Origin of the sequence: Maribellus maritimus (assembly GCF_022267315.1) — a bacterium.
Classification (GTDB): Bacteria; Bacteroidota; Bacteroidia; order Bacteroidales; family Prolixibacteraceae; genus Draconibacterium; species Draconibacterium maritimum.
This window is the reverse complement of sequence record NZ_JAIKLE010000061.1, coordinates 1-23,178: the sequence shown is the minus strand read 5'-3', so window position 1 is coordinate 23,178 and position 23,178 is coordinate 1. Positions and strand designations below refer to the sequence as shown.

Here is a 23,178-nt window from a genome sequence, read left to right as displayed (position 1 = left end):
GATGAAATACGAAACGGTTTTACCGACTGGCTGAATGAACAAAGTCCGGAGTTCAAACAAAACCTGACGAGTTTGTACAATTCAACCTACAACTGTTATGTGCGCCCAAAGTACGATGGTTCACACCAGATATTTCCCAGACTTGATTTGAAAGCACTGGGAATACCGAACCTGTATTCCAGCCAGAAAGACGCTATCTGGATGTTGAAACAAAACGGAGGTGGTATCTGCGACCATGAAGTTGGTTCCGGTAAAACATTGATTATGTGCTGTGGCGCTTATGAAATGAAACGTTTGCAACTGGCAAATAAGCCTATGATAGTTGGATTAAAAGCCAACATCCATGAAATCTCCCAGACATTCAGAACAGCTTATCCACATGCCAAAATCCTTTATCCTGGGAAACAGGATTTTAGCCCGGCAAAACGGGTAAAGATTTTCAATGAAATCAAAAACAATTCCTGGGATGCCATCATTCTGACCCACGAACAGTTTGGAATGATACCCCAATCACCCGAAGTACAAAAGCAGATTTTACAGGCAGAACTGGACAGCGTGGAAGAAAACCTGGATATTGTCAGGAAGCAGGGAGGCGAAGTTTCACGAGGGATGCTGAAAGGATTGATTAAGCGGCAGCAAAATCTTGAAGTAAAATTGAAATCCATCACCCATGATATTGAAGACAGGAAAGACGATGTTGTGGATTTTAAAATGATGGGAATAGACCATCTTTTTGTGGATGAAAGCCACCGGTTTAAAAACCTGATGTTCAATACCCGTCACGACAGAGTTGCAGGAATGGGAAATCCTCAGGGCAGTCAGCGTGCACTGAATATGCTGTTTGCTATTCGTACCATTCAGGAACGGACAGGCAAAGATTTGGGAGCGACTTTTTTGTCTGGTACAACCATATCCAATTCTCTCACAGAGCTATTTCTTTTGTTTAAATACCTCCGGCCAAAAGAATTGGAACGTCAGCAGATAAAAACCTTTGATGCCTGGGCTGCCGTTTATGCAAAAAAGACCACTGACTATGAATTTTCAGTAACCAATGAAATCGTACAGAAAGAACGCTTCCGGTATTTTATTAAAGTGCCGGAACTGGCAGCCTTTTACAACGAAATTACCGATTACCGGACAGCAAAAGATATTGGCATTGACCGGCCAGAAAAGGCAGAGGTTCTGCATAATATTCCACCGACACCGCAACAGGAAGCTTTTATACAAAAACTGGTAGCATTTGCCAAAAACGGTGATGCAACAATTCTGGGAAGGGCACCACTCTCCGAACAAGAGGAAAAAGCAAAAATGCTGATTGCAACTGATTATGCCCGAAAAATGAGCCTGGACATGCGGATGATAAGCCCGCGTTATGACGACCACCTGGATAACAAAGCTTCGCATTGCGCTGCCCGGATTGCTTCCTATTACAAACAGTACAACGATTACAAAGGAACCCAGTTTGTCTTTTCTGATTTGGGAACTTACAAACCCGGAGAGTGGACACCCTACAGTGAAATAAAACGAAAGCTTGTTGAAGACCACCGTGTCCCGCCCCATGAAATACGGTTTATCCAGGAAGCTAAAACCGAAAAGGCTAGGAAGAACATTATTGAGGCGATGAACGAAGGCCGTATCCGTGTACTGTTCGGTTCGACTGAAATGTTGGGAACGGGAGTAAATGCGCAAAAACGTGCAGTTGCCATTCATCATCTGGATTCTCCCTGGCGACCATCGGATTTGGAGCAAAGAGAAGGCAGGGCTATTCGGAAAGGTAATGAGATTGCCAAGTTCTTTGCTGATAATAAAGTAGATGTAATTATTTATGCTGTTGAGAAGAGCCTGGATTCCTATAAATTCAACCTTTTGCAAAATAAGCAGTTATTCATTAGTCAGCTAAAAACAAACAGCCTTGGAAAAAGAACCATTGACGAAGGCAGTCTGGATGAAAAATCAGGCATGAACTTCTCCGAATATGTCGCTATTCTCTCCGGGAATACTGATTTATTGGAAAAAGCTAAACTGGAGAAACAAATCACTGCACTGGAAAGCGAACGGCAGGCTTTTAACCGGAGTAAATCATCAGCCCGATTCCGGTTGGAGGATATTCAACAGAGTATTGACACAAATCAAGAAACGGTTTCCCGGATGCAAATGGACTTGGACTTACTCAACAACAGAGTTCAGACTGATAACACTGGAAATATCTTAAATCCGGTTCATCTGGATGGAGTAAAAGGATTCGAACCAAAAGCTATTGGAACAAAATTGAATGAAATTAACGAAAGAGTCCGAACCAATGAGGAATACAGAAAAATCGGGGGCCTGTATGGATTCAATATTCTTGTTAAAACAGAAGCGAGTATGAAGGATGGTTTTGATTTTAAAGAGAACCGCTTTTTTGTGGAAGGAGAGAGTGGAATAAAATATACATACAACAATGGTCATATTGCCAAAGACCTGAAACTGGCGTCAACCAGTTTCTTGAAGGCGCTGGAACGTATTCCATTTTTAATGGATAATCACGAAAGACTTATAGAAAAAACTTCCAAAGACATACCAGTTTTTGAAGAAGTTGTAAATAGCCGATGGAAGAAAGAAGATGAACTCAGAAAACTGAAAACTGATTTGGCTGCCCTGGACAGGAAAATTCAAATGACAATTGGAGAGAATTCCGCACAGACACAAAACCATCCAGTTACCTCCCAGAATTTTCAATCCGAAACAGAAAAGAAAGTTGTTGAAGTGGCTGAAGCGAAAAATAACTACAAAATATAGCTGCTATATGCTATGTTCTTCATTAAAAAGATAATTTGCATTGCAGGCCGCTGGTAGTAAACCTGAGATTTTGTGCACCAAGCCCTGATAGTGGGATTTTTACATAGGGCTCTATGTGAATGTGCAACTTTGGGGTGATTTTTTGTTCCATACCAACCATAAGGTTGAGCCTGCCGGCAAAATTGAAAGTCTGCAATGGCGGTACTGACTTCCAGGTTTCTGTTTCTTTGGTTACCACCTCGTATTCCACTGTTTCCTGCCCGTTTACTTCTTTCACTACTTCAATCAGTTCCTGAGTTGTTGTTTTATTTTTATAATCCTCATCCAGATAAGCCAGCGATGAAATTCCTCCCGAAACATAGTAACTGGTCGACTGTTGTTTGGAAAATTTCCAGGTGAGGTTCAAAGGAATATCGAGACATAACAGATTAGCTGTAGTTTGATTATCAATGCCCATGAATTCATAGTTTGGTTCCTGCCTGAGCAGATTCTGTTGTTCTGCCTGGATACCCGTGGAAACAAAAAGCGCACGTGACAGCCTAAAATCCGCACTGATTCCCCCCGAAAAAGCCAACGCCGAATTGCCTGACATTGAATTAAATCCCGGTGAAAAATAAATTCCAAACCGCACTTTATGTCCTGTCCGTTGTTTTTTCGGATTGGTCTGCACAATATCCGTATCATTAGTTAAAACGGCAGTGTGTTTTTCAGAATCGAGCCTGTTTTTTTCGTCTGCCAAAAACAAAGTATCAGAAAAATCAGGTTCTTCATAAATCTCACTTTGTACACTATCCAGCAAAATAGTAGTTTCATCAAAAGCTATCTCCGGAAATTTTCCCACATGGTCGACTCTCGTCTCTGAAGCGCTCTCTGTTTTGGTTTCCCCTGATTTGTCAGATTGAGTGGGTTCAATATTCCGAGTTGTTTGACCGGAAAGAGACGGAGTCTGAACTGAAGTAATTCCTTTTTCAGTTGATTCGTTGAGATGTTCAGATTCTTCAGGTGTTTTGTAATTTGTTTCAACCAGATCTTGCTCCATTTCAGGAACAAAAAACTGAAAGATTAACCAAATACCCAATAAACCCGCTGCCGCTCCTGATATGAACCTCATAAAAACTATTCGCTGCTTTTTTTTCCGGGAGCGGACAAAATTTTCCCATGAACCGGGAATATATTTTTCTTCCCTTTCTTCCATAACACCCCGAATCCATTCGGCTATTTTCTTATCTGTTTCCCAATCGTTCATGATGTATGTTAAAATAGAGTTGAAACAGGTCTCGTAGTTTTTTTTTCGCACGGGTCAAATATACTCTCGATGAGCTGGCTGGTATATGTAGCTTTTGGCTAATTTCTTCATGGCTAAACCCTTCTATTTCGTACAGGATAAATATTATTTTCTGTATATCAGGTAGCTGGTTCATCAGATTCATCAAATCATCTGCAGTGAGGTCGCTAATAATATTCGTTTGATGGTCAGCGATGTGAAGCGAATCTTTTTCATCAAAAAATACATTTTTGCGTTCCCGGCGAAACTTATCTATAGCGGTGTTGACTACAATTTTACGGAACCAGGCTTTAAAGGGCTTCGAGGAATCAAAGCTCGAAATGTCAGAAAACACCTTCAGAAAGCTGTCGTTCACAATTTCAATGGCATTTTCGCGCTGTTTAGTGTAAATCAGCGCAATGCTCAGGGCATACCCAAAAAATTGTTTGTACAACATTTCCTGCGATTTTTTATCCTTTCGGCAGCAATTCCGGATGATTTCCTTCAGTTCTTCATTCCTGTCGTTCTTCACACCAAGTTGTATTTCTTCACAGAAAGATGCCATAACCCTAATTAAGGTTGGTTATGGCATTATTTTATTTTTTGACTAGTTATCGTTGGATACCGGAACATCTGCATTCTGGGTATCCGGCTTTTTCGACGCATTGGAAACAATTATAATTGCATCTTGTAGCTGTGCATCATTACCTTCAAAAATTAATTCTTCCAAATCGACCGACAGGACTTCGGTCTCCATTTCATCTGAACCGGGACAGCCGGAGGCGTTTCTTTTTATAAATATCCGGGTTTGAACAGGATATGACTCCATAATCATCCCGTCCCAGATAACTTCAAATTTATTGATTTCACATCCGGCTGGGAAGGAAACCGTAATATTCATGATATCACCTGTCCGTTCAACATTTTCAATTTCGAAAGGGGAAGAATAGTTTTCTGAACGGTCTTTCTCAGCTTCGTTATATAAACTCCCGCTTTTCAGGAAAGTGTAATTTTCCTTTTCAATTGTAAGTTTGGATTCATCCGGCCCATTGGTTTCGTCTTTCGAGCAGGAAGCGCCTGTGAGCATTATTCCTGCAACAACTGCGAACAAACAAATTCGTTTCATCATTTTCATTTTTTTAGAATTTTAAATTTCTAACCAGTACGCCCAGGAAACAGAAAATGCTACAGGAAGGGTGATTTTTTTTCGGTGGAGGCACCCAGGGAACAGATTCCCCACTGTATTTATAACTCAAAACAACTTTTTTAGATAGATTGCCGTTATTGCAGACAAAACAATATGCTTAACAGAAAGTAAAATGGGAAAACAGATTCTACCAATATTCCTGACAGTCTTATTGATTACAACACAAACATATTCACAAACTATTGAATCATTACGACAAAACATAGAGCAAATCATAAATTCGAAAAATGCAATCGTAGGTGTTGCGATCAACGGAGTCAATGATAAAGATATGTTAAGCATTAACGGAACAAAACATTTTCCAATGCAAAGCGTATTCAAATTTCCGATTGCTCTAACAATGTTAGCCGAAATAGACAAAGGTCATTTTTCTTTTGACCAAAAAATCGACATCAAAAAGAATGAGCTTTTGCCCGGACTTTGGAGTCCTATAAGAGAAAAATATCCTGAAGGTACAACTCTTACAGTTGCTGAAATTCTTAAGTATACAATTACGCTAAGCGATAATGTTGGTTGTGATATTCTGCTAAAACAACTCGGAAAACCTCAAACTGTAGAAACATATTTCTCAAAAAACAACTTTAAAGACATTGCGATCAAAATCAACGAAGAAACAATGCAGAATAACTGGGATTTACAATTTCAGAATTGGACAACACCAAAGGAAGCCAACAGAATCCTGCAAGTATTTTATGAAAACAAAGAAAATTTGCTTTCACAAAGGAGTTATGATTTTGTGTGGAAGATGATGAAAGCAACTCAAACCGGAAAAAACAGACTAAAAGGACAACTACCGGAAGAAACTATTGTTGCTCACAAAACAGGTTGGTCGGGACAAAATGAAAGCACGGGAATAACTGCAGCTGTGAATGACATCGGAATTATTTTTCTGCCTGACGGAAAATATTTTTTCATCAGTGTTTTTGTGACACAGTCAATGGAAGATTTAGAAACGAATGAAGAAATTATTTCTGACATAGCGAAAGCTGCCTGGGATTATTTCTCAAAAAAACAATAAAAACAATATCAGGGCCTATATTTCTAACATTGCCGGGTAAGATGAAATTTAATGTCTTCTTTTGCAGCTTGAATTCTTAAAATGTCGTTTCAATATTTTTAAGATAGAGTTCTTATTTCAGATTTGGGGTAATTCAATGAACAAAACTTCATGAATAAACATTTTTTCATTATGTGACTTTTTGAATGACTTGTTGACATTCTTAAAAGAACAACAAGCGATTAGAATTACATAACGATTCAACAATGAGACATAAGCACAACAAAGGTGATGCATTAATTTTATCAGCAGGACAAGGACGAACCTATAACTGCGGAACAATGACTGCTATTTTCAAAGCTGACGAAAATGAAACGGATGAAAAATACAGCATCTCCGAATGGTGGCTCGAACCTAATTCTGATGGTCCGGGACAACACCAACACGAAGATAATGATGAGGTATTTTATATTCTTGAAGGCACCGCTTCTATACTCGTTGGTAATAAATGGATAGACGCCAATAAAGGTACATTTATCAGAATACCGGCAAAGACAATTCACGATTTTGCCAACAGAACCGACCAGAGAACAGGCATATTGAATTTTTTCACTCCGGGCGGGTTTGAAAGGAATATGCTGGAGATTGTAAAATGGTTTGACGAAAATAAATGACAAAAAACTGTCGGCAACAACTCACCTTAAAGCAAGCGAATTACTAAAGATGTTTTTAGGTTGTAATTTAAAGCATGATAAATTTTTAGCTGTTCAAAACCTAAAAGTGAAATGAATATGGAGACAGATAAACTTCCAATTGGATATTATTTGAAAAAGACAGATAATTTGTTGACGGAAAACATCAATAAAATTCATTCAAACTTTGGAATAACCCGCACCGATTGGCAAATCATGCATACCATATATGCAAAACCGGGAAAAAGAGAAACTGAATTAATAGCCTTGATGAAAGAGTTCTCATCTGAAGATTCATTAAGAAACAGAATTCAAAAATTGAAATCGGAGGATTTAATTGAGAATCAAAACAGTTTATATCTTTCAGAAAAAGGAAAAAATCTTTACCATAAATGTCTGACAAGGCAAACGGAATTCAGGAAACAAGCGATGAAAGGAATCTCGGAAAAGGAGTATCTGGAATTAATAAATACATTAGAAAAAATTATCGTCAATATCAATAACCAATAGGCTATAACTGTGTAAAGGTGTTAAGGGATAACAGTAGATCGCACTGGTAATAATCCAATATTCAAGTTGTTTGACCCCTCATGTCCTTTGAACGTATTCACTATCTCAAAATATTTTTGGTAAGAACACTAACCCTGAAACGATTCATCCTTTTATGGGGAAGCTTCACTGTTCAATAAGTCAGCTTCACTGTCTTAATTTCCTTCAAACGATTGGTTTTGTGCTTCATTTGTTACGGAAACAATACAAAGAAAATGAAAACGAAACTTATTGTTACACTGATATTCCTGTGTTGTACAGGAATATTGAAAGCTCAAAACAGGCTGGCCGGGGTGGGTGGACTAATAAAAATCGGAACCGACATTAGTTTTTTCTCTTCTGGTTTAGGGGTACAACATATCCCTGTAACTGGTTTTCATATAGGGCTCGCTCCTTCGTTCCAGCTTTCTCCCTCGGTTTATTTTAAACCCGAAGTTGCTTTTTCAATGAAAGGAGGCCGCATGAATTACGATTCCGGTTTCGGTTATTTCGATGGCGACGTACGCTATCGCATCAATTACTTTGAATTTCCGATGATGCTCGGAATAAAACCCAAACCGCGTTTTTCTATCGAAATTGGGCCTTATGTGGCTATTGAAGCTGGTGGTAATTTTGATTTCGAAGGCGACTTTGCTTATGGGTACGGCCGTTTCTATCGTGAGGATATCCATGATTTTGATTACGGAATTGCTGCTGGTGTAAAAATCGGACCTCTGGAAATTCGCTACTATCACGGCTTGCAGGAAATTGCAGGCAGCGACATTTCACGGGCATTCCTTGGGAATACCACAAATCATTCTGTTCAGATTTGCTTTCAGCGAAGCAGGTTCAAAAAGTTTTAAAACAGAACTAAAAATTTATTCATGAAAACAATTAAAATGAAAAAGTACGTAAAATTAAGTCTGCTGACTTTCATTGTTGGGTTATTGGGAAGTAGTGTCACGATGCACGCCCATGCCCAAAGGGTTGTTGTTACACCACGAACAGTGGTAGTAACCAAACATTCACCCCGCGTAGTTAAAAGGACTTATTATCATGCGCCACGTTACGGCTATGTGGTAACCAAAGCTCCAGGCCGCACAACAGTTGTCAGGTATGGCGGAACTGTATATCACTACCACCGTGGAATTTACTATGTCCAGAGGCCTGGTGGCTTTGTGGTTGTACATCCGTCAATTGGACTTCGCATCCGTGTTTTGCCAACGGGTTATTCTCGAATTGTAGTCGCAGGTACTCCCTATTTCTACTTTTATGGAGTATTTTATCGCTCTGTGGCAAATACAGAAGAATATATAGTTGTAAAACCACCGGTTGGAATTATTGTAGATGCCATTCCCGAAGGTTACAAAATTGAACATATTAACAACAGCAAATATCTGGTGCTAAATGATGTCTGTTACGAAGAAATAAAAACGGACTTGTACAAAGATGGCATTGGTTATAAGGTTGTCGAATTAAACTAAAATAATTCTGAAAATCGACTATGAAAAAAATACTATTCTTAACTTTCTTTAGTTTGGGAATTTCTTTCTTATATGCCCAAAATGAAAAAAGCGGTTTTACTGTTTCAGGGATTTTAAAAGATTGGGAAAGCGGAGAAACGTTACCATTTGCAACTGTTCAGGTTCAAAACAGTAATAATGGAACTATTACAAATGCAGACGGTTATTTTACCCTGTTCGACGTGTCTTCAGATACATTGCAACTTGTAGCCCGTTGTATAGGATATAATCCGCAGATATTCCAACTCAATTCAAACCTTGACATACAGCAGGTTACTATTTATATGATTCCTTCGACTACGGAAATAGAAGCCGTTATTGTTAAAGGTGATGTAAGTCCCATGATGGACGTTGCGGAAAATATGAATCAGGTTAGTTTATCTCCGGCTCAGATTTCATCGCTTCCAGGTATTGGTGAGCGGGATATTTTCAGGGCTCTTCAATTACTTCCTGGTATAAGCGGAACAAATGAAGCCTCTTCAGGCTTGTTTGTAAGAGGGGGAACCCCGGATCAAAACCTGGTACTTCTGGATGGTTTCACAGTTTATCATGTGGATCATTTTTATGGTTTCTTCAGTGCATTCAACGCTGACGCAATCAAAGATGTCCAGCTATATAAAGGCGGTTTCGAATCCAAATATGGTGGACGGCTTTCAAGTGTGATGGAACTTACCGGAAAAACGGGAAATAGCAAAGAAATTAGCGGTGGTTTTGGTATTAGTGCGATTAGCGCAAATGCATTTCTGGAAGTACCAATCAATGAGAAATTAAATTTTGTAATCGCAGGGAGACGATCTTATACCGACATGATCCAAAGCGGATTTTATAATGATGTTTTTGATCTTTATAATCACTCATCATCTTCCGGTCAACAGGAAGAAACAGATGAACGACCTTTTTTAAAACGAAACAGAACGGAACCTTCATTCTATTTTTATGATTTAAATGCAAAACTTAGTTATAAACCTTCAGATAAAGATCTTGTTTCTCTTTCTTTTTACAACGGGAAAGACAATCTGGATAACTCCCGGAAAGACGAAAACCGTTTTACAGGAAAAGACGGTAATCAAACAACGCTAGTTACGGATATAACTGATGAACTGAAGTGGGGAAATTTAGGCACAAGTTTACGCTGGGCAAGACAATGGACACCAAAATACTATTTTAATCTCGTCATTTCCGGTTCAGAATATTTTAGTTACAGGAACCGGGTAAGCGATATTTCGGTCAGTCGTCCTGATACTGTAAGAAACTCTGTCCTTGGATCGAATGAAGATAACCATTTAACCGATTTGACATTCCGATTTAACAATAAATACCAGTTAAACAATGCCCATACTTTTGAATTTGGGACTCAGGTTACCTACAATCTAATCGATTACAATTACCTGATTAATGATACATTGGATTTAATAAGAATGAATAAAGATGGTATTACAGCAGCCGTCTTTTTACAGGATAGGTGGAAAATTGCTTCGAAAATTACTTTAACCGGAGGCCTTAGATATAGCTTTTATGATATTACAAACAAATCGTACTATGAACCGCGTCTTTCCGGGGAATATAAATTTTCAGAGAAACTAAAGGTTAACCTGGCCTGGGGGCACTATTACCAGTTTGTTAATCGGATTGTTCGGGAAGATGTCACGCAAGGTAGCCGGGACTTTTGGTTACTCGCTGATGATGAAAGTAATCCGGTAAGTTTTTCTCAACATTACGTTGCAGGACTAAGCTATGAAACTGCAAAAATGCTGTTCAATATAGATTTATTCCAAAAAGATATGGAAGGCTTATCTGAATTTTCACTTCGTTTTAACAATCCTTCCAGTTCAGCACAAAACGAACAGTTCTTTTTTGAAGGCACCGGTGTGTCCCGGGGTATGGAATTGTTAATACAGAAAAAATTCGGGAAGTTAACGGGTTGGGTTGGATACACACTTAGTGAGGTAGTCCATACCTTTCCCCTTATCAGTGATACGCCATTTTACGCACTGCACGACTCAAGACATGAAGTAAATTTTGTATCGACCTATAAAGTGGGTAAATGGGAGTTCGGAGGAACCTGGGTTTACGGAACCGGAAAACCCTATACAGCACCTGACGGGAAGTACCAAATTACCACCTTAGATGGGCACATGTACGAATTTATTCATGTGGGTACTAAAAACGGTGCCCGCCTCCCCGATTACCACCGTCTCGACCTTTCGGCCAAATACAACCTGCGGCTGGGCAATGCCGAAGGAAGTGTTGGGTTGTCGCTGTTCAACGTATATAACCGTGAAAATATCTGGTATAAGGAATACCAGTTTCAGGAGGAAGAGATGGTGGAAACTGATGTGGCGCTTATCGGGTTTACACCAAATATTTTTGTCAATTTTAAATTTTAAGCTGTGAAAAAATTGAAATACATATTAATTGCAGGGATAGTACTGCTTGGGGTTTCATGTGAGAATATTCCCGATTATGATGCCGGAGAATCGCTTCCGGTAGTAGAAGGCTATTTGTTTGACAACCAGCCTGTAAAGGACATTATTTTAAAAGAATTTATTCCATTTGAAAGTGACGGAGATGAAGTATTTATTCCTGATGCCGAGGTATTTCTGCAAACCGGAGAGCAGCAATTCATCTTACTTCCTGTGGAGGGGAAAGCAGGTTACTATTCCTATCCGGGAGACGATTTACAGATAATCACTGGAGAAACTTACAAACTCGTATTTAATTACAATGGGGAGCAGGTATGGGGAGAAACCACCGTGCCATCAGCACCTAAAAATTCATCACTTTCCGATGATGAAATTGCTATTACTCAATGGAAAAATTTGGACGATACGCCAGATTTTTTGAACGACATTTCTCAAATCCTTACACTGGAATGGGAAAACAGTAGTTCAGATTATTATTACATCACAGTCCAAAACCTTGAAGAAAATCCGGAGCCGCTGGAACTGAGCGACAATTTGGATTTCGACTTTGAATATGTTTCGCGGCCTGTTCAGGATAACTATTTTATCCTCCGCCCGTTAGTGCACTTTATCAATTACGGGATGCACCAAATCACTCTTTATCATGTTAATAAAGAATATGCATTAATGTACGAATCGTTAAATCAGGACTCCCGGAACCTGAACGAACCGTATTCCAATATTACCAATGGAGTAGGAATCTTTTCAGCATTTGCAAGTAAAACCATATTTTTTGATGTAAAGAAAAGATGAAGAAACGTATTTTTATAGTTATTGGAATTATTGTTACTGCTTGTCGTGTTTTTGGACAAAATGACGGTATAACAGAATCAAAAACAAAGAATGAAAGAAATCAGTTTTACGGGTTTGGCTGGTCCGCGTCTCATTCGGATGGCGGAAATACAGATTATTCGCCTATTCAGGGAGCAAAAAAATTAAACCTGGCATGGCAGCGTAAATTTGAAGGGGCAATCAATCTTGGCCCAACAAGTGATTTAAAGGGACAGGTTTATGTTACAACCAACGGGAAAGGTTGTCACTTATATGCAATTGACTTTAAAACAGGTGAAACAGTTTGGTGTACAGAGAAGGTAAACCGCTTTGCGGTTGCATCTTCAGCCTTACTTGACAGTAACGGACGAATTTTTATTGCTGACAATGAGGCTATGTATGCGTTTGATGATACCGGAAACCTACTATGGCAGACCCCCATCATTGGATTTCCTTTTTCTGCTCAATTTACGCAAACCGGTCGTTTAATTTTTATTACCCACATTGGCCGTATTTATGTTCTTGACCGGGAAACAGGTGAACAAATTTTACAACCTGTTGATCTGACTTCCTCGTTGACCGATAGTATTAAAACTGATGTAAGGGCATGTATGAGAGGAACAAAAGACTGTCCATGTGCCAACACATTAGCCTTTGATCATAAATCCGGGCGATTTTTTTTCACATTCTGGGAACCGGAATCTGATAAAGCAGGTTTGCGTGCCATGCAATATATTGAATCACCAGTTCCAGAACTAAAATCGTTATGGATAAACAAATCTCTCCCCGGTGGCAGTGCCTCCAGTCCTGATCTTTCTTTTGATGGCAGACGATTATATGTTAATGATAATGCTGGGGCGTTATATGCTGTTGATGCGTTGACTGGAGAAAATATCTGGCGTTTTGAAATTGGCTATGAACCAGGCGGAAGCCAGTCTACATCACCGGATGGGATAATTATACCTGCCGGAGGTAACAATGCACCGATACTATGTGTCGCCGATAAAGGAAATCATGCAGAGATAATTTGGAAAATCGACAGTTTGCAAAATCGCGGAGTTGCTCCCCAATGTGCAGGTAATTTAGCTTATGTAACTGTAAAAACAAGGGACTTCCAAAATGATTTAGTAGTAATTGACACAACTAACGGGAAAATAATTGACCGGGAACATTTACCCGGAACAACCATTTTTACAGTAGGTACTACAATCGGATGCAGCGGTTATGTTTATGTACCGAGTTTTAATGGCCATCTATTTGCTTTTAGTCCTGAATCTACAGACTTTTAAATTCTTAACCTCAGGATTGACAGCTTTAACCGTGAAAAAGGTCTCTTAAAAAAAATTCTTCAACAAAATTTTTGTTTTAAGAGTAACTTTCAACCAACATTTGGAAACAATTAAAAATCAGAAAAATGAAAAAGAAAATTGCTTTTACAACTTTATTATTACTTGTTACACTATCAATGAATCTCTTTGCTCAATCCAAATTGACTGAACAGCAAAAAGAAGAAGCTAAAGCAAGGTATGAAGCTTATAAGGAAAAATTGAATTTAACTGCTGAGCAAGAGCCCAAAGTGCAGGAAATTAATACAAAATATTTTGAAGCACTGGCTGAACTAAAGAATTCAAATAAGTCCAGATTGGACAAATTAAAAACGTTCAGAAATCTAAAAACCGATAAAAATAAGAAAATGAAACAAGTATTGACAAAAGAACAGTACAAGATATATATTGATTTTCAGGAAGAAATAAAAGAGGATTTCCTAAAGAACAGACGTAATTAGTATTGGTAAAATGAAAAGATTTATTAATTATCCTCTTTTGTCATGTATTTTACTGCTTTTTCTTAATTGCTCAGAAGAGCAGTCTGGTTACTCAACTCCTGAACAAGGACTAAGGTTTTATGATCATATTAGTATTGAAAGGAAGGCACGGACATACTTATTAAATCTTCCTCCCAACTATTATGAATCCCGGAATTTTCCGTTAGTAATAGCATTACATGGAACGGGCGGCGACGCATATCAATTTGAAAATGACTACGGTTTTACGAAGACTGCTAATGACAATCAGTTCGTTGTTGTTTATCCTGAAGGTGTAAGAAGTGATGGGATTTTAGGAGTCCGTACATGGAATGCCGGGACCTGTTGTGACTATGCAATGGAGAATAATATTGATGATGTAGAATTTATCAAAGAATTAATTGACCGTTTAGAATCAAAATATAAAATTGATTCTAAACGAATTTATGTAACCGGGATGTCAAATGGTGGTATGTTGACATATCGCTTAGCTTGTGAACTTTCTGATAAATTTGCCGCAATTGCAGTGGTTAGCGGGACAATGCTTACTAACCAATCATGCAATCCTTCACGACCGGTTCCTGTATTGCATATACATTCTACATTGGATACAAAAGTGCCCCCACTGGGAGGTATTGGAATTTGGGGTTACTATTTTCCACCTGTGGATTCAGTTTTGAATGTTTGGTCTTTGGCCGATGCTTGCGAAATGAACCCACAAATTGTTGAAGATAATTCAGGATATTCATTAACAGAATGGTCAAATTGTGAGAATGACTTTGTTATTCAGTATTATCTTACCAAAGATGGTGGCCATGCATGGCCGGGAAGTTCAAAAGTAAGGTCAATGGCTGATGAGCCTTCTAAGGCAATTAATGCCAACGAAATTATTTGTAATTTTTTCCAACAGTATGAGTTACCCTGAATATTTAACTAACATGTAAACAGGTGTAATTTGCTTATTTTTGTTTAGTTATACGATGAGAAAAACGACTTTATTATTGTGCAATGAAATATAAGAATAAAATAAGTATTCCGTCAAAAAAGAAATTAATCTTATATAGTTCTATTGCGATTACGATACTGTTTACGTTGCCCCGAACTCTTGTATTGTTAAAACTGGGCCAGGCAAACATTGATATTCAGAACAGGCTAGTGGATTATGGATTTCGAACAATTTACAGTTTTTTAATCGCTCTAATCTTTTTTACGTTAAATCTGGAATTTCGAAAAATTAAAATCCTTTCTTTAACTATAAATCTTGGAATATTTTATCAAAGAATTCTGTTAAATGCTGTTCTGTTTGTATTAATTGATGTCCCGCTGGTTAGACTTCATATGATGCTCTTTGATCCCCTTTCCTTTGAAAGGTTGTTTCAATTTGTATTTAATTTGAACTTGATTCTGGAATTTATTTTTGTGATTCTGATTTCACATATTTACTTTTTATTGTATAAAAATTACCTTGTCAAAATAGAAAATGAGTCTCTTTTAAAAGCCAATGCCGAAGCCCGGTATGAAGCACTTAAAAATCAGATCAACCCTCACTTTCTGTTTAATTCCTTCAATACCATTAATTCGTTAATCCTAAGTGATCAAACCAAAGCCACAACATACGTAAACAATATGTCCGATGTTTTTCGGTATGTTCTTGAAAGTAATAAAAAAGAAAGGGCGTCTGTAAAAGAAGAAATAACATTTATTGAGTCTTATATTCAGATGTTGGAAGACAGATATGGAGATAAGATAAAATTTAAAATCAATATAGATGAGAAATATTTAGCTTACCTAATGCCTTCGATGGGACTGCAGGTCGTAGTTGAAAATGCGGTAAAACATAACGTAATTTCACATAACAGAAAGTTGGAAATAGTTATTGACGTTCAACAAAATAATTTAGCCATAACCAATAATCTCCAGGAAAAAAAGGAAAAGCAACCATCTACAGGAACAGGGCTTTACAATTTAAACCAGCGTTGCAACTATCTGTCAGGAAGAAACCTTGAAATAAAACGTTCAAACAATAATTTTACAGTAATTATTCCACTAATTTCCAATGAAGATATTAATAATTGAAGATGAAGAAAGAGCTGCTGTTCAGCTAATCAATATGATTCGTGAACTGGTTGATGATGCCAAATTTTTCGGTACTATTGAGAATATTGAAGATGCAGTTACATTTTTGTCTGAAGAACATAGTATTGATTTGATCTTTTTAGATATTCATCTTTCAGACGGCTCATCATTTGAAATTTTCAGGGAAGTAAAAGTTGATGTCCCGGTAATTTTTACCACTGCTTATGACCAATATGCTATCCAAGCCTTCGAATTGAACAGTGTTGATTATCTTCTTAAACCTATACGGTTGGAAAAACTCAATACTGCTTTGCAAAAATATAACCGGCTTCATAATAACTCAAATTTTGACAGATCTGTATTTCAAAGGATAACTTCAATGCTTGAAAAAGAAAAACATATAAGCAGTAATTTTTTGATTCCGGTAAAAGATAAATTAGTCCCTGTAGCCACAAATGATTTTGCTTGGTTTGAAATTTCGGATAGCGTTGTAACCGGAATGAAGTTTGACCAGAAAAGTTTAATAATGGAGCAAAAAAGTCTTGAAGAACTTACTGATGTTTTGGATTCTGCCACATTCTACAGGGCAAACAGGCAATATTTAATTAACCGAAAAGCTATAAAAGAAATAGAATTCTACTTCAATGGTCGTTTGTTGGTTAAACTTTTTCCCTTCCCCAAAGAAAAGGTATTAATAAGTAAAGCAAGAGCAAGTGATTTTAAAGGTTGGTTAAAATTGAAATATTAGGTTATGCTAAAACTCAATTCTCATACAAAATAGAAAGGCATACTAAATTAATTAATACAAAAAACACATACAACGTTACAATTAAAATGGTTAATAAAGTTTAGATGAAATATAATGATAGATAAAATGCCTTTTTGAGTTTTAAGAAGTGCTGTTATTCTGCCTTTTATATGATTTTAATTTAATGATACTATAAATTTTCATGAATGTTTTTTTCCCGGATACAATTTTAGAGAAACTTGAGGAAGAACTGGAATCCTTAAAAAATCGATCGCTCGACAAAAAGACGATGGCCGAAAAATCAGTTGGATTGTGCCAACTTGCATTCCTTGAATTGAGAAAATATGTGCTTCAGAATGATTTTAACAATGTTGAAGAAGAGATAAACTTTTTCAAAACAATTAAGCCACAAATTTTTAGCAAATTGATTTTTTATAATGAATTATTGAGGATGGAAGATTATAAGCTTTTGACTCACAGGAAACTCATGTTGAAAATGCTAAATAATGAAATTCGGAAAATTCATGAATTTATAAATAATAATAAGGAGTTTTACCATTATTATACAACAAACCAAACCTGCATGGATGAAAAATATTTTGTCAGAAATGATAATTACATTTTCATCGGGTCCAAAAATATACAATATTTGGCTGATCCTCAATTTGCAACAATAAGAGACGAAACTGTAGCATACTTTATGGCTTACGAACAATACGGAAAGTATCTGGAGAATGAAATTAGCCTACTAAAAGATGAACGAAACATTTGGGCAACACTTAAACCCAATGGAATAAATTTTAAAATGACCTGGACTGCGTCAAAAGTTGCATTGGTAGAGTTGATATATGCTTTACACTGTTTAAGCTGTATTAATAACGGGCGGGTTCATATAAATGAACTTATTGAATATTTCGAATTTATGTTTGATATTAAGCTGTTTAAGGCATATAGGGCATTTGTTGATATAAAAGATAGAAAAAGAGAAAAGGCAAAGTTCTTGACCGAATTAAAAACAGCCTTAATAAACAGGCTGGATGATTTAGATGCGTTGAATTAATTATTAAAATTGAGATGGTAATCACATTTTTATTTTTAAACTATCTTTGTGGGAGGAACGGAAATGATTCCTCCTAGAGGCTAAAATATTAAGATATAAGCGTAAGCTTTTATTCTTGTACCAAAAATCGCCAGTTTTTAATACCACAGGAATACTAAGTGAGCGCCCGCGTATTTGCGTGGGGCACTCTGATTTGTGGTATGGGCGTCTGGCGATGCCTTGGTACAGTTAGCGTTGTTCCACGCATTCTTTTTGGTTAAAATCAATAAGATGAAAAATACTTGTTATATTTATTTTACAGAGAGAAAGATCAAATACGCCGATTTAGTTATCCCTTTCACCAAATGCCCGTTCAAAAAAGTAGAACCTGATTGCCCATTCGTTGAATACTGGAAATTAGCCTCCGTCGAGAAACAAATCCAAATAATTGAAGATTTACCGGAAAAAGAACTCGATTTACTGAGAGAACATCACAGGCTTTGCCAGGAAAGAAAAATGAGGAATGCCCGAAGTTGGTGGAGATTAAGAGGCATTATCGGGATTTTTAATAAGGATATGGTTTTTGAAGGCCATTGATTCTCTGAAAATCAATTTAATCTAAATAATTCCCCGAGGCTTTGCCACGGGGATAGTCAACTTCAAGAATTTTCTTTATTCAGAAAATGAACTGAACCCTTTTTGAATGAATTTGTGTACATCGGATTCTATATAATAAGTTTTCTTCCCGATTCTTTTATACGGGAGCTTTCCTGAGCTGCGAAAACGTTGAAGGGTTCTTTTGCTGACTTTCAGGAGAAGACATAAATCCTGGTTATCCAGTAAAACTTCATCGTTGATGACATTGTCATTATTCCCCAACTTATCAATTTTTCTTTGGATAAGCTCAACCTGGCTAAGAAGACGTTGCATCCATGAATCGAAATATTTCTGGTCAATATACATGTCTTGCTATTTGTCCTGACAATTGAAAATGCTTCCAGCCACATGCTGATTCCGTAATCTGTCAAGTGTTCTTTGGTCTGTAGGAATTATTCTTTCCTGAAGTGATTTTTCAATGTCGGTGAGTTTATAAAGACATCTGCCTCGTAACATGGTATAACTAATCATGTTGTCGTCTCTTAACCTTTGGAGGGTTCTAATACTAATATTTAATAAATCGGCCACTTCATTGCTGTTAAGCCAGACTTCTGTTTTCGGAGTAGCATCCAATTTGTTTTTAGTAACATAGTCTGCAATGTTTTCTATTTTCTGAACAAGGTCTTGATAAGCCTTACTTTCAAATGTAATTACTTCCATAATTCAAGTATTTGAAACAAAGATTACACCTTTCAAAAACTTTGTTTCCCAACCTTTTCCCAACTTGGTAAAAATATTTTTTGATTATTATCTTGTTGGTATACAACACATGTTAAAATAACAAAAATGTATTTCCGTATCAATATTATTTCATACCTTCGCAACCTTGACAATCAGGTTTTTATTGAAATCGTCTAAAGCAATGCTTTGTTTCGCTCTCTGTCGGCGAACCTTCCCATCGTCAATTCGACATCAAAATCAACTTTCTTGTTTAGATTAACAAGTCGCGAAGTGTGCTTCACAATGTTCGTGACACACTTGTATTATATATGATAAAATCATTTTTCTTGGGAGATAAAGAAATTCGGCTCCCTGTTATTCAGGGGGGAATGGGTGTAGGTATCTCTCTATCGGGACTGGCTTCAGCAGTTGCGGACGAAGGAGGAATTGGCGTAATATCAAGCGCCGGCTTGGGATTGCTATACAAACAATCGCCCGCTGATTATTTAAAAGATAGTATTTGGGGTTTAAAAGAAGAAATACGAAAAGCACGTGAATTAACTAAGGGAACAATCGGTGTAAATATAATGGTAGCCTTATCGAATTTTGCCGATATGGTTCGAACCTCAATCGCAGAAAAAGCAGATGTAATATTCTCAGGAGCAGGTTTGCCGTTAGACTTGCCATCCTATTTAACTGAAGAAAGTAGAACACTACTGGTTCCGATTGTTTCGTCAGCCCGGGCTGCCAAAATTATCTGCCAAAAATGGTTGTCCAATTATAATTATCTCCCGGATGCTCTTGTGGTAGAAGGGCCAAAAGCGGGTGGACATCTTGGATTTAAAAGGGAGCAGATTGAAGACGAGAACTATTCACTCGAAAAGTTGGTTCCCGAGGTAGTATCAGTTGCATCGGCGTACAATTACAAAAAAGTAATTCCGGTTATAGCAGCAGGAGGAATCACAACAGGCAAAGATGTATTGAAAATTATGAAACTTGGTGCTGCCGCAGTGCAAATTGGCAGTTTATTTGTTCCCACGCAGGAATGCGATGCGTCACAATTATTCAAGCAATCTTATGTAAGCTCATCACAAAAAGATACAATGATCATTCAAAGTCCGGTAGGGATGCCCGGTCGCGCCCTGAATGGTAATTTTATCCGAAGTGTAAACGAAGGAAAAGAACGCCCAAAGAAATGCCCGTTTCAGTGCATAAAAACATGCGACTATACAAAAAGTCCTTATTGCATTATTATGGCACTTTATAATGCAGCAAAAGGAAATATGAATAAAGGCTATGCATTTGCAGGAGCCAACGCTTACCTGGCAGAAAAAATCAGTAGTGTTAAGGAAGTGGTACAACAACTTAAAAAAGAGTTTGCTGATGCGCAAAAAAGATTATCAACTAACGAAATATAGCTTTATTGCTATACGTGATATCTTGGCGGACTCATGATCCAGGATGCCCCGCATATTTCACTCGAATTAGTAATTAATAATAAATGCTGTAATGAAGACAGCAAATTAAAGTATGACATTTAAAGAATTAAATATTTCAGAGCCAATACTAAAAGCTCTGACAAACAAAAAATACGAAAATCCTACTCCTATCCAGGAGAAGGCCATTCCCACTGCCCTAAAGGGTGGAGACTTGCTCGGAATTGCCCAAACAGGTACGGGAAAAACAGCAGCTTTTGCAATTCCGATTATACAACAGTTAGAAGAAGCTCCGTTTAGCGGGCGAAGAAGAGAGATAAAAGCATTAATACTTACTCCAACCAGGGAATTAGCCATACAAATTGGCGAAAGCTTTTGGGATTATTCGCAATATACAAATCTTCGGCAAGCGGTTATTTTTGGTGGCGTAAACCAAAAACAACAGGTAGATAAACTAAGACGCGGAGTAGATATTTTGGTAGCTACCCCCGGACGGCTACTCGACCTGATCAACCAAAAGCACATTTCGCTCGATCACATCCGGCATTTTGTGTTGGATGAAGCCGACCGCATGCTTGACATGGGCTTTATTCACGATATAAAACGTTTGTTGCCAATGTTGCCAAAACAGAAACAAACACAGTTCTTCTCGGCTACAATGCCGTCGGCAATCAGTAAACTTTCGAAATCGATTTTGCAGAATCCGGTTACAGTAAGAATTGTTCCGGTATCTTCTGCTACCGACATGATTGAGCAACATTTGTATTATGTGGAAAGACAGAAAAAGAACCAACTTTTGATTTCGCTATTAAAGCAGGATTTGAACAAGTCGGTTTTAATTTTTTCGCGTACCAAACGCGGTGCTGACAAAATTGCAAGAGTACTGAACAACAGCAGTATTGAATGCGAAGCCATACATGGAAACAAATCGCAGGTTGCACGGCAAAGAGCATTATCGAATTTTAAATCAGGACGAACAAGTGTGATTGTTGCGACCGATATCGCTGCCAGGGGGATTGACATTGCCAATCTGGAACTCGTAATAAATTACGATTTGCCTGATGTGCCCGAAACATATGTACATAGAATCGGACGTACCGGACGTGCAGGACAACGCGGAACGGCACTTTCATTTTATTCTCAGGACGAACATATAATGGTTCGGAATATACAACGGCTAACCGGGAAAAAATTAAACCCGGTATTGGTTTAAATAAAAAGACATAACACTATAAAAATATGAATGGGTAGATCATTAATTTTTTAACAAAAAAGAACTAGATAAAAAGAGCACAAAAAAGAAAGAAAAGACAAGACACGGATCTTTGAGCGAGATTATCTCTTGTATAGATGAAAACGGTATTACTACCTGAGAATTACCAAGGCCGGAAAACAAACCGGAAATCCACATGGAATATTACAGTTTCTATATAAAAAACAAAATAAAGAAGATGGTAATGTTGAAAGGTCGTGTAGAGAATTTTAATAAAAACAAAAGTTACGGCTTTATTAAAGACACCATCAGTGGCGAAAAATACTTTTTTTATGTTACCGATGCTTTTCCCGATATAAACGAAGGAATCATCGTTTCTTTTGAACTGGATAGTGGAGACTGGGGAACGATTGCTATAACAATCAGGCCGGTTCAATAATAGATTATTATTCACATTTAAATAAAATAAAATGAATATTTATGTTTCAAATCTAAGCTACAACACAACAAGTGAAAGCTTAAAAGAATTATTTGCGGAATCTGGAGAAGTAACATCCGCAAACGTTATTATGGACAAATTCACAGGAGATTCTCGTGGTTTCGGGTTTGTCGAAATGCCTAATGAAACTGAGGGACAAAAGGCCATTGAAGAATTGAACGAAACCGAGTTTGAAGGCAAAACGATTAATGTAAATGTTGCCCGTCCCAGAACCGATAGAAACAGTGGCGGTCAAAACAATCGAGGTGGCGGAGGATTTAATAGAAGACGTTATTAATATTTTAAAAGAATAACATGAATAAAGGAACAATTAAGTTTTTTAATGAAACAAAAGGATTTGGTTTTATCAAAGATGCAAATTCTGAAAAAGAGTATTTTGTCCATTCATCAGGACTGATAGATTTTGTGAAGGAAACCGATGAAGTAAGCTTTGAGTTACAACAGGGACAAAGAGGATTAAATGCTGTAAATGTTAAACGAGTTTAATTCGCAATACACATAGATTCAAATCCCGTGTTATGCGGGATTTTTTGTTTTTTTCAACTGTTTTGAGGTTGAATTGATGACAGATTTTAGTCCCTTTTGAGTGGGAATACATGCTTACACGTCAACCCGTTTTATGTCAGATATCGATTTAAAAATAAATGAATTCAAAAGCTATTACGATTCCAATCTTGAATTTTACAATTCGGCGTTGGCATTATTCACAAAGCTAATCGAACCAATTAAAAACGTTGAATATGTTTCCGGTCGGATAAAAGATTACGATGAATGCCTTAGCAAATTTGAGCGGAAGTATTTACCAGGAATCGAAACTTCGAACA

Annotated in this window: 26 protein-coding genes; 21 read left to right on the top strand and 5 right to left on the bottom strand. The window is 37.4% G+C overall.

From position 1 onward, the window contains the following. The coding region (locus K5G00_RS27455) for a helicase-related protein (protein WP_238769695.1) at window positions 1-2,778 on the top strand (2,778 nt) is incomplete at its 5' end. A 22-nt stretch (window positions 2,779-2,800) separates the two neighbouring features. Here K5G00_RS27455 and K5G00_RS27450 read toward each other — a convergent pair. Genes K5G00_RS27450 through K5G00_RS27440 form a run of 3 tightly spaced genes read right to left on the bottom strand, consistent with a single transcriptional unit; the run spans window position 2,801 to window position 5,171 of the window. After that, window positions 2,801-4,024 carry an outer membrane beta-barrel protein gene (locus K5G00_RS27450; RefSeq protein WP_238769694.1) on the bottom strand — a complete coding sequence of 408 codons (1,224 nt, stop codon included), beginning with the start codon at window positions 4,022-4,024 and terminating at the stop codon, window positions 2,801-2,803. Beyond that, a complete protein-coding gene (locus K5G00_RS27445; RefSeq protein ID WP_238769693.1) occupies window positions 4,002-4,607 on the bottom strand; it encodes an RNA polymerase sigma factor in 606 nt (201 codons plus the stop codon). The genes K5G00_RS27450 and K5G00_RS27445 overlap by 23 nt, the downstream gene beginning before the upstream one ends. A 42-nt stretch (window positions 4,608-4,649) precedes the next feature. Beyond that, entirely contained in the window at window positions 4,650-5,171 is a 522-nt protein-coding gene (locus K5G00_RS27440) for a hypothetical protein (protein ID WP_238769692.1), read from the bottom strand. A gap of 190 nt (window positions 5,172-5,361) precedes the next feature. On the opposite strand from K5G00_RS27440, the gene bla reads away from it, so the two are divergent. The 14 genes from bla (at window position 5,362) to K5G00_RS27370 (ending at window position 18,486) form a co-directional block, all read left to right on the top strand. Next, window positions 5,362-6,267: a class A beta-lactamase, subclass A2 gene (gene bla / locus K5G00_RS27435; protein WP_238769691.1), complete on the top strand. Its 906-nt coding sequence runs from the start codon at window positions 5,362-5,364 to the stop codon at window positions 6,265-6,267. Between the two features lie 245 nt (window positions 6,268-6,512). Then, window positions 6,513-6,920, top strand: a complete 408-nt coding sequence (locus K5G00_RS27430) for a cupin domain-containing protein (RefSeq protein ID WP_238769690.1) — start codon at window positions 6,513-6,515, stop codon at window positions 6,918-6,920. A gap of 117 nt (window positions 6,921-7,037) precedes the next feature. After that, window positions 7,038-7,448, top strand: coding sequence for a MarR family winged helix-turn-helix transcriptional regulator (locus tag K5G00_RS27425; protein ID WP_238769689.1), 411 nt, complete (start codon window positions 7,038-7,040; stop codon window positions 7,446-7,448). Window positions 7,449-7,702: 254 nt separating this feature from the next. Then, the gene (locus K5G00_RS27420; RefSeq protein WP_238769688.1) at window positions 7,703-8,329 is read left to right on the top strand and encodes a porin family protein; all 627 of its coding nucleotides are present in this window, start codon (window positions 7,703-7,705) and stop codon (window positions 8,327-8,329) included. Window positions 8,330-8,365: 36 nt separating this feature from the next. After that, window positions 8,366-8,950 (top strand): DUF6515 family protein, encoded by a 585-nt coding sequence (locus K5G00_RS27415; protein ID WP_238769687.1) that lies wholly within the window; start codon window positions 8,366-8,368, stop codon window positions 8,948-8,950. A 20-nt stretch (window positions 8,951-8,970) separates the two neighbouring features. After that, the gene (locus tag K5G00_RS27410; RefSeq protein WP_238769686.1) at window positions 8,971-11,376 is read left to right on the top strand and encodes a TonB-dependent receptor; all 2,406 of its coding nucleotides are present in this window, start codon (window positions 8,971-8,973) and stop codon (window positions 11,374-11,376) included. Window positions 11,377-11,379: 3 nt separating this feature from the next. Then, complete coding sequence (locus tag K5G00_RS27405) at window positions 11,380-12,204, top strand: DUF4249 family protein (protein ID WP_238769685.1); 825 nt, start codon at window positions 11,380-11,382, stop codon at window positions 12,202-12,204. After that, complete coding sequence (locus K5G00_RS27400; protein WP_238769684.1) at window positions 12,201-13,511, top strand: outer membrane protein assembly factor BamB family protein; 1,311 nt, start codon at window positions 12,201-12,203, stop codon at window positions 13,509-13,511. Before K5G00_RS27405 ends, K5G00_RS27400 begins: the two co-directional genes overlap by 4 nt. Window positions 13,512-13,636: 125 nt before the next feature. Then, on the top strand, window positions 13,637-14,008 hold the full coding sequence (locus K5G00_RS27395) for a hypothetical protein (protein WP_238769683.1): 372 nt from the start codon (window positions 13,637-13,639) through the stop codon (window positions 14,006-14,008). Window positions 14,009-14,018: 10 nt separating this feature from the next. Then, window positions 14,019-14,951 (top strand): extracellular catalytic domain type 1 short-chain-length polyhydroxyalkanoate depolymerase, encoded by a 933-nt coding sequence (locus tag K5G00_RS27390; protein WP_238769682.1) that lies wholly within the window; start codon window positions 14,019-14,021, stop codon window positions 14,949-14,951. Between the two features lie 83 nt (window positions 14,952-15,034). Then, window positions 15,035-16,102, top strand: a complete 1,068-nt coding sequence (locus K5G00_RS27385) for a sensor histidine kinase (protein ID WP_238769681.1) — start codon at window positions 15,035-15,037, stop codon at window positions 16,100-16,102. Then, window positions 16,083-16,850 carry a LytR/AlgR family response regulator transcription factor gene (locus tag K5G00_RS27380; protein WP_238769680.1) on the top strand — a complete coding sequence of 256 codons (768 nt, stop codon included), beginning with the start codon at window positions 16,083-16,085 and terminating at the stop codon, window positions 16,848-16,850. Before K5G00_RS27385 ends, K5G00_RS27380 begins: the two co-directional genes overlap by 20 nt. A gap of 202 nt (window positions 16,851-17,052) precedes the next feature. After that, entirely contained in the window at window positions 17,053-17,910 is an 858-nt protein-coding gene (locus K5G00_RS27375) for an RteC domain-containing protein (protein WP_238769679.1), read from the top strand. Between the two features lie 270 nt (window positions 17,911-18,180). Then, window positions 18,181-18,486 (top strand): hypothetical protein, encoded by a 306-nt coding sequence (locus tag K5G00_RS27370; protein WP_238769678.1) that lies wholly within the window; start codon window positions 18,181-18,183, stop codon window positions 18,484-18,486. A gap of 75 nt (window positions 18,487-18,561) precedes the next feature. Here K5G00_RS27370 and K5G00_RS27365 read toward each other — a convergent pair whose 3' ends face one another. Both K5G00_RS27365 and K5G00_RS27360 read right to left on the bottom strand, forming a co-directional pair. Further along, window positions 18,562-18,852 (bottom strand): helix-turn-helix domain-containing protein, encoded by a 291-nt coding sequence (locus K5G00_RS27365; protein WP_238769677.1) that lies wholly within the window; start codon window positions 18,850-18,852, stop codon window positions 18,562-18,564. 6 nt (window positions 18,853-18,858) lie between these two features. Next, entirely contained in the window at window positions 18,859-19,206 is a 348-nt protein-coding gene (locus K5G00_RS27360) for a helix-turn-helix domain-containing protein (protein ID WP_238769676.1), read from the bottom strand. A gap of 347 nt (window positions 19,207-19,553) precedes the next feature. On the opposite strand from K5G00_RS27360, the gene K5G00_RS27355 reads away from it, so the two are divergent. The 6 genes from K5G00_RS27355 to K5G00_RS27330 all read left to right on the top strand — a co-directional run. After that, complete coding sequence (locus K5G00_RS27355; RefSeq protein WP_238769675.1) at window positions 19,554-20,624, top strand: NAD(P)H-dependent flavin oxidoreductase; 1,071 nt, start codon at window positions 19,554-19,556, stop codon at window positions 20,622-20,624. Between the two features lie 112 nt (window positions 20,625-20,736). Continuing rightward, window positions 20,737-21,855 (top strand): DEAD/DEAH box helicase, encoded by a 1,119-nt coding sequence (locus K5G00_RS27350; protein ID WP_238769674.1) that lies wholly within the window; start codon window positions 20,737-20,739, stop codon window positions 21,853-21,855. A 196-nt stretch (window positions 21,856-22,051) separates the two neighbouring features. Then, window positions 22,052-22,294 (top strand): cold-shock protein, encoded by a 243-nt coding sequence (locus K5G00_RS27345; protein WP_238769673.1) that lies wholly within the window; start codon window positions 22,052-22,054, stop codon window positions 22,292-22,294. A 31-nt stretch (window positions 22,295-22,325) separates the two neighbouring features. Beyond that, entirely contained in the window at window positions 22,326-22,631 is a 306-nt protein-coding gene (locus K5G00_RS27340) for an RNA recognition motif domain-containing protein (RefSeq protein WP_158869278.1), read from the top strand. A gap of 17 nt (window positions 22,632-22,648) precedes the next feature. After that, window positions 22,649-22,840 carry a cold-shock protein gene (locus tag K5G00_RS27335; protein WP_158869277.1) on the top strand — a complete coding sequence of 64 codons (192 nt, stop codon included), beginning with the start codon at window positions 22,649-22,651 and terminating at the stop codon, window positions 22,838-22,840. A 133-nt stretch (window positions 22,841-22,973) separates the two neighbouring features. Further along, window positions 22,974-23,178: hypothetical protein (locus K5G00_RS27330; protein WP_238769672.1), on the top strand; the 205-nt coding region annotated here is incomplete at its 3' end.

Excerpts from the sequence above, each read along its gene's own strand:
- K5G00_RS27450 (WP_238769694.1), bottom strand. The coding sequence starts at position 4,024 with ATGAACGATTGGGAAACAGATAAGAAAATAGCCGAATGGATTCGGGGT.
- K5G00_RS27445 (WP_238769693.1), bottom strand. The coding sequence starts at position 4,607 with ATGGCATCTTTCTGTGAAGAAATACAACTTGGTGTGAAGAACGACAGG.
- K5G00_RS27440 (WP_238769692.1), bottom strand. The coding sequence starts at position 5,171 with ATGATGAAACGAATTTGTTTGTTCGCAGTTGTTGCAGGAATAATGCTC.
- bla (WP_238769691.1), top strand. The coding sequence starts at position 5,362 with ATGGGAAAACAGATTCTACCAATATTCCTGACAGTCTTATTGATTACA.
- K5G00_RS27430 (WP_238769690.1), top strand. The coding sequence starts at position 6,513 with ATGAGACATAAGCACAACAAAGGTGATGCATTAATTTTATCAGCAGGA.
- K5G00_RS27425 (WP_238769689.1), top strand. The coding sequence starts at position 7,038 with ATGGAGACAGATAAACTTCCAATTGGATATTATTTGAAAAAGACAGAT.
- K5G00_RS27420 (WP_238769688.1), top strand. The coding sequence starts at position 7,703 with ATGAAAACGAAACTTATTGTTACACTGATATTCCTGTGTTGTACAGGA.
- K5G00_RS27415 (WP_238769687.1), top strand. The coding sequence starts at position 8,366 with ATGAAAAAGTACGTAAAATTAAGTCTGCTGACTTTCATTGTTGGGTTA.
- K5G00_RS27410 (WP_238769686.1), top strand. The coding sequence starts at position 8,971 with ATGAAAAAAATACTATTCTTAACTTTCTTTAGTTTGGGAATTTCTTTC.
- K5G00_RS27400 (WP_238769684.1), top strand. The coding sequence starts at position 12,201 with ATGAAGAAACGTATTTTTATAGTTATTGGAATTATTGTTACTGCTTGT.
- K5G00_RS27395 (WP_238769683.1), top strand. The coding sequence starts at position 13,637 with ATGAAAAAGAAAATTGCTTTTACAACTTTATTATTACTTGTTACACTA.
- K5G00_RS27390 (WP_238769682.1), top strand. The coding sequence starts at position 14,019 with ATGAAAAGATTTATTAATTATCCTCTTTTGTCATGTATTTTACTGCTT.
- K5G00_RS27385 (WP_238769681.1), top strand. The coding sequence starts at position 15,035 with ATGAAATATAAGAATAAAATAAGTATTCCGTCAAAAAAGAAATTAATC.
- K5G00_RS27380 (WP_238769680.1), top strand. The coding sequence starts at position 16,083 with ATGAAGATATTAATAATTGAAGATGAAGAAAGAGCTGCTGTTCAGCTA.
- K5G00_RS27375 (WP_238769679.1), top strand. The coding sequence starts at position 17,053 with ATGAATGTTTTTTTCCCGGATACAATTTTAGAGAAACTTGAGGAAGAA.
- K5G00_RS27370 (WP_238769678.1), top strand. The coding sequence starts at position 18,181 with ATGAAAAATACTTGTTATATTTATTTTACAGAGAGAAAGATCAAATAC.
- K5G00_RS27365 (WP_238769677.1), bottom strand. The coding sequence starts at position 18,852 with ATGTATATTGACCAGAAATATTTCGATTCATGGATGCAACGTCTTCTT.
- K5G00_RS27360 (WP_238769676.1), bottom strand. The coding sequence starts at position 19,206 with ATGGAAGTAATTACATTTGAAAGTAAGGCTTATCAAGACCTTGTTCAG.
- K5G00_RS27350 (WP_238769674.1), top strand. The coding sequence starts at position 20,737 with ATGACATTTAAAGAATTAAATATTTCAGAGCCAATACTAAAAGCTCTG.
- K5G00_RS27345 (WP_238769673.1), top strand. The coding sequence starts at position 22,052 with ATGGAATATTACAGTTTCTATATAAAAAACAAAATAAAGAAGATGGTA.
- K5G00_RS27340 (WP_158869278.1), top strand. The coding sequence starts at position 22,326 with ATGAATATTTATGTTTCAAATCTAAGCTACAACACAACAAGTGAAAGC.
- K5G00_RS27335 (WP_158869277.1), top strand. The coding sequence starts at position 22,649 with ATGAATAAAGGAACAATTAAGTTTTTTAATGAAACAAAAGGATTTGGT.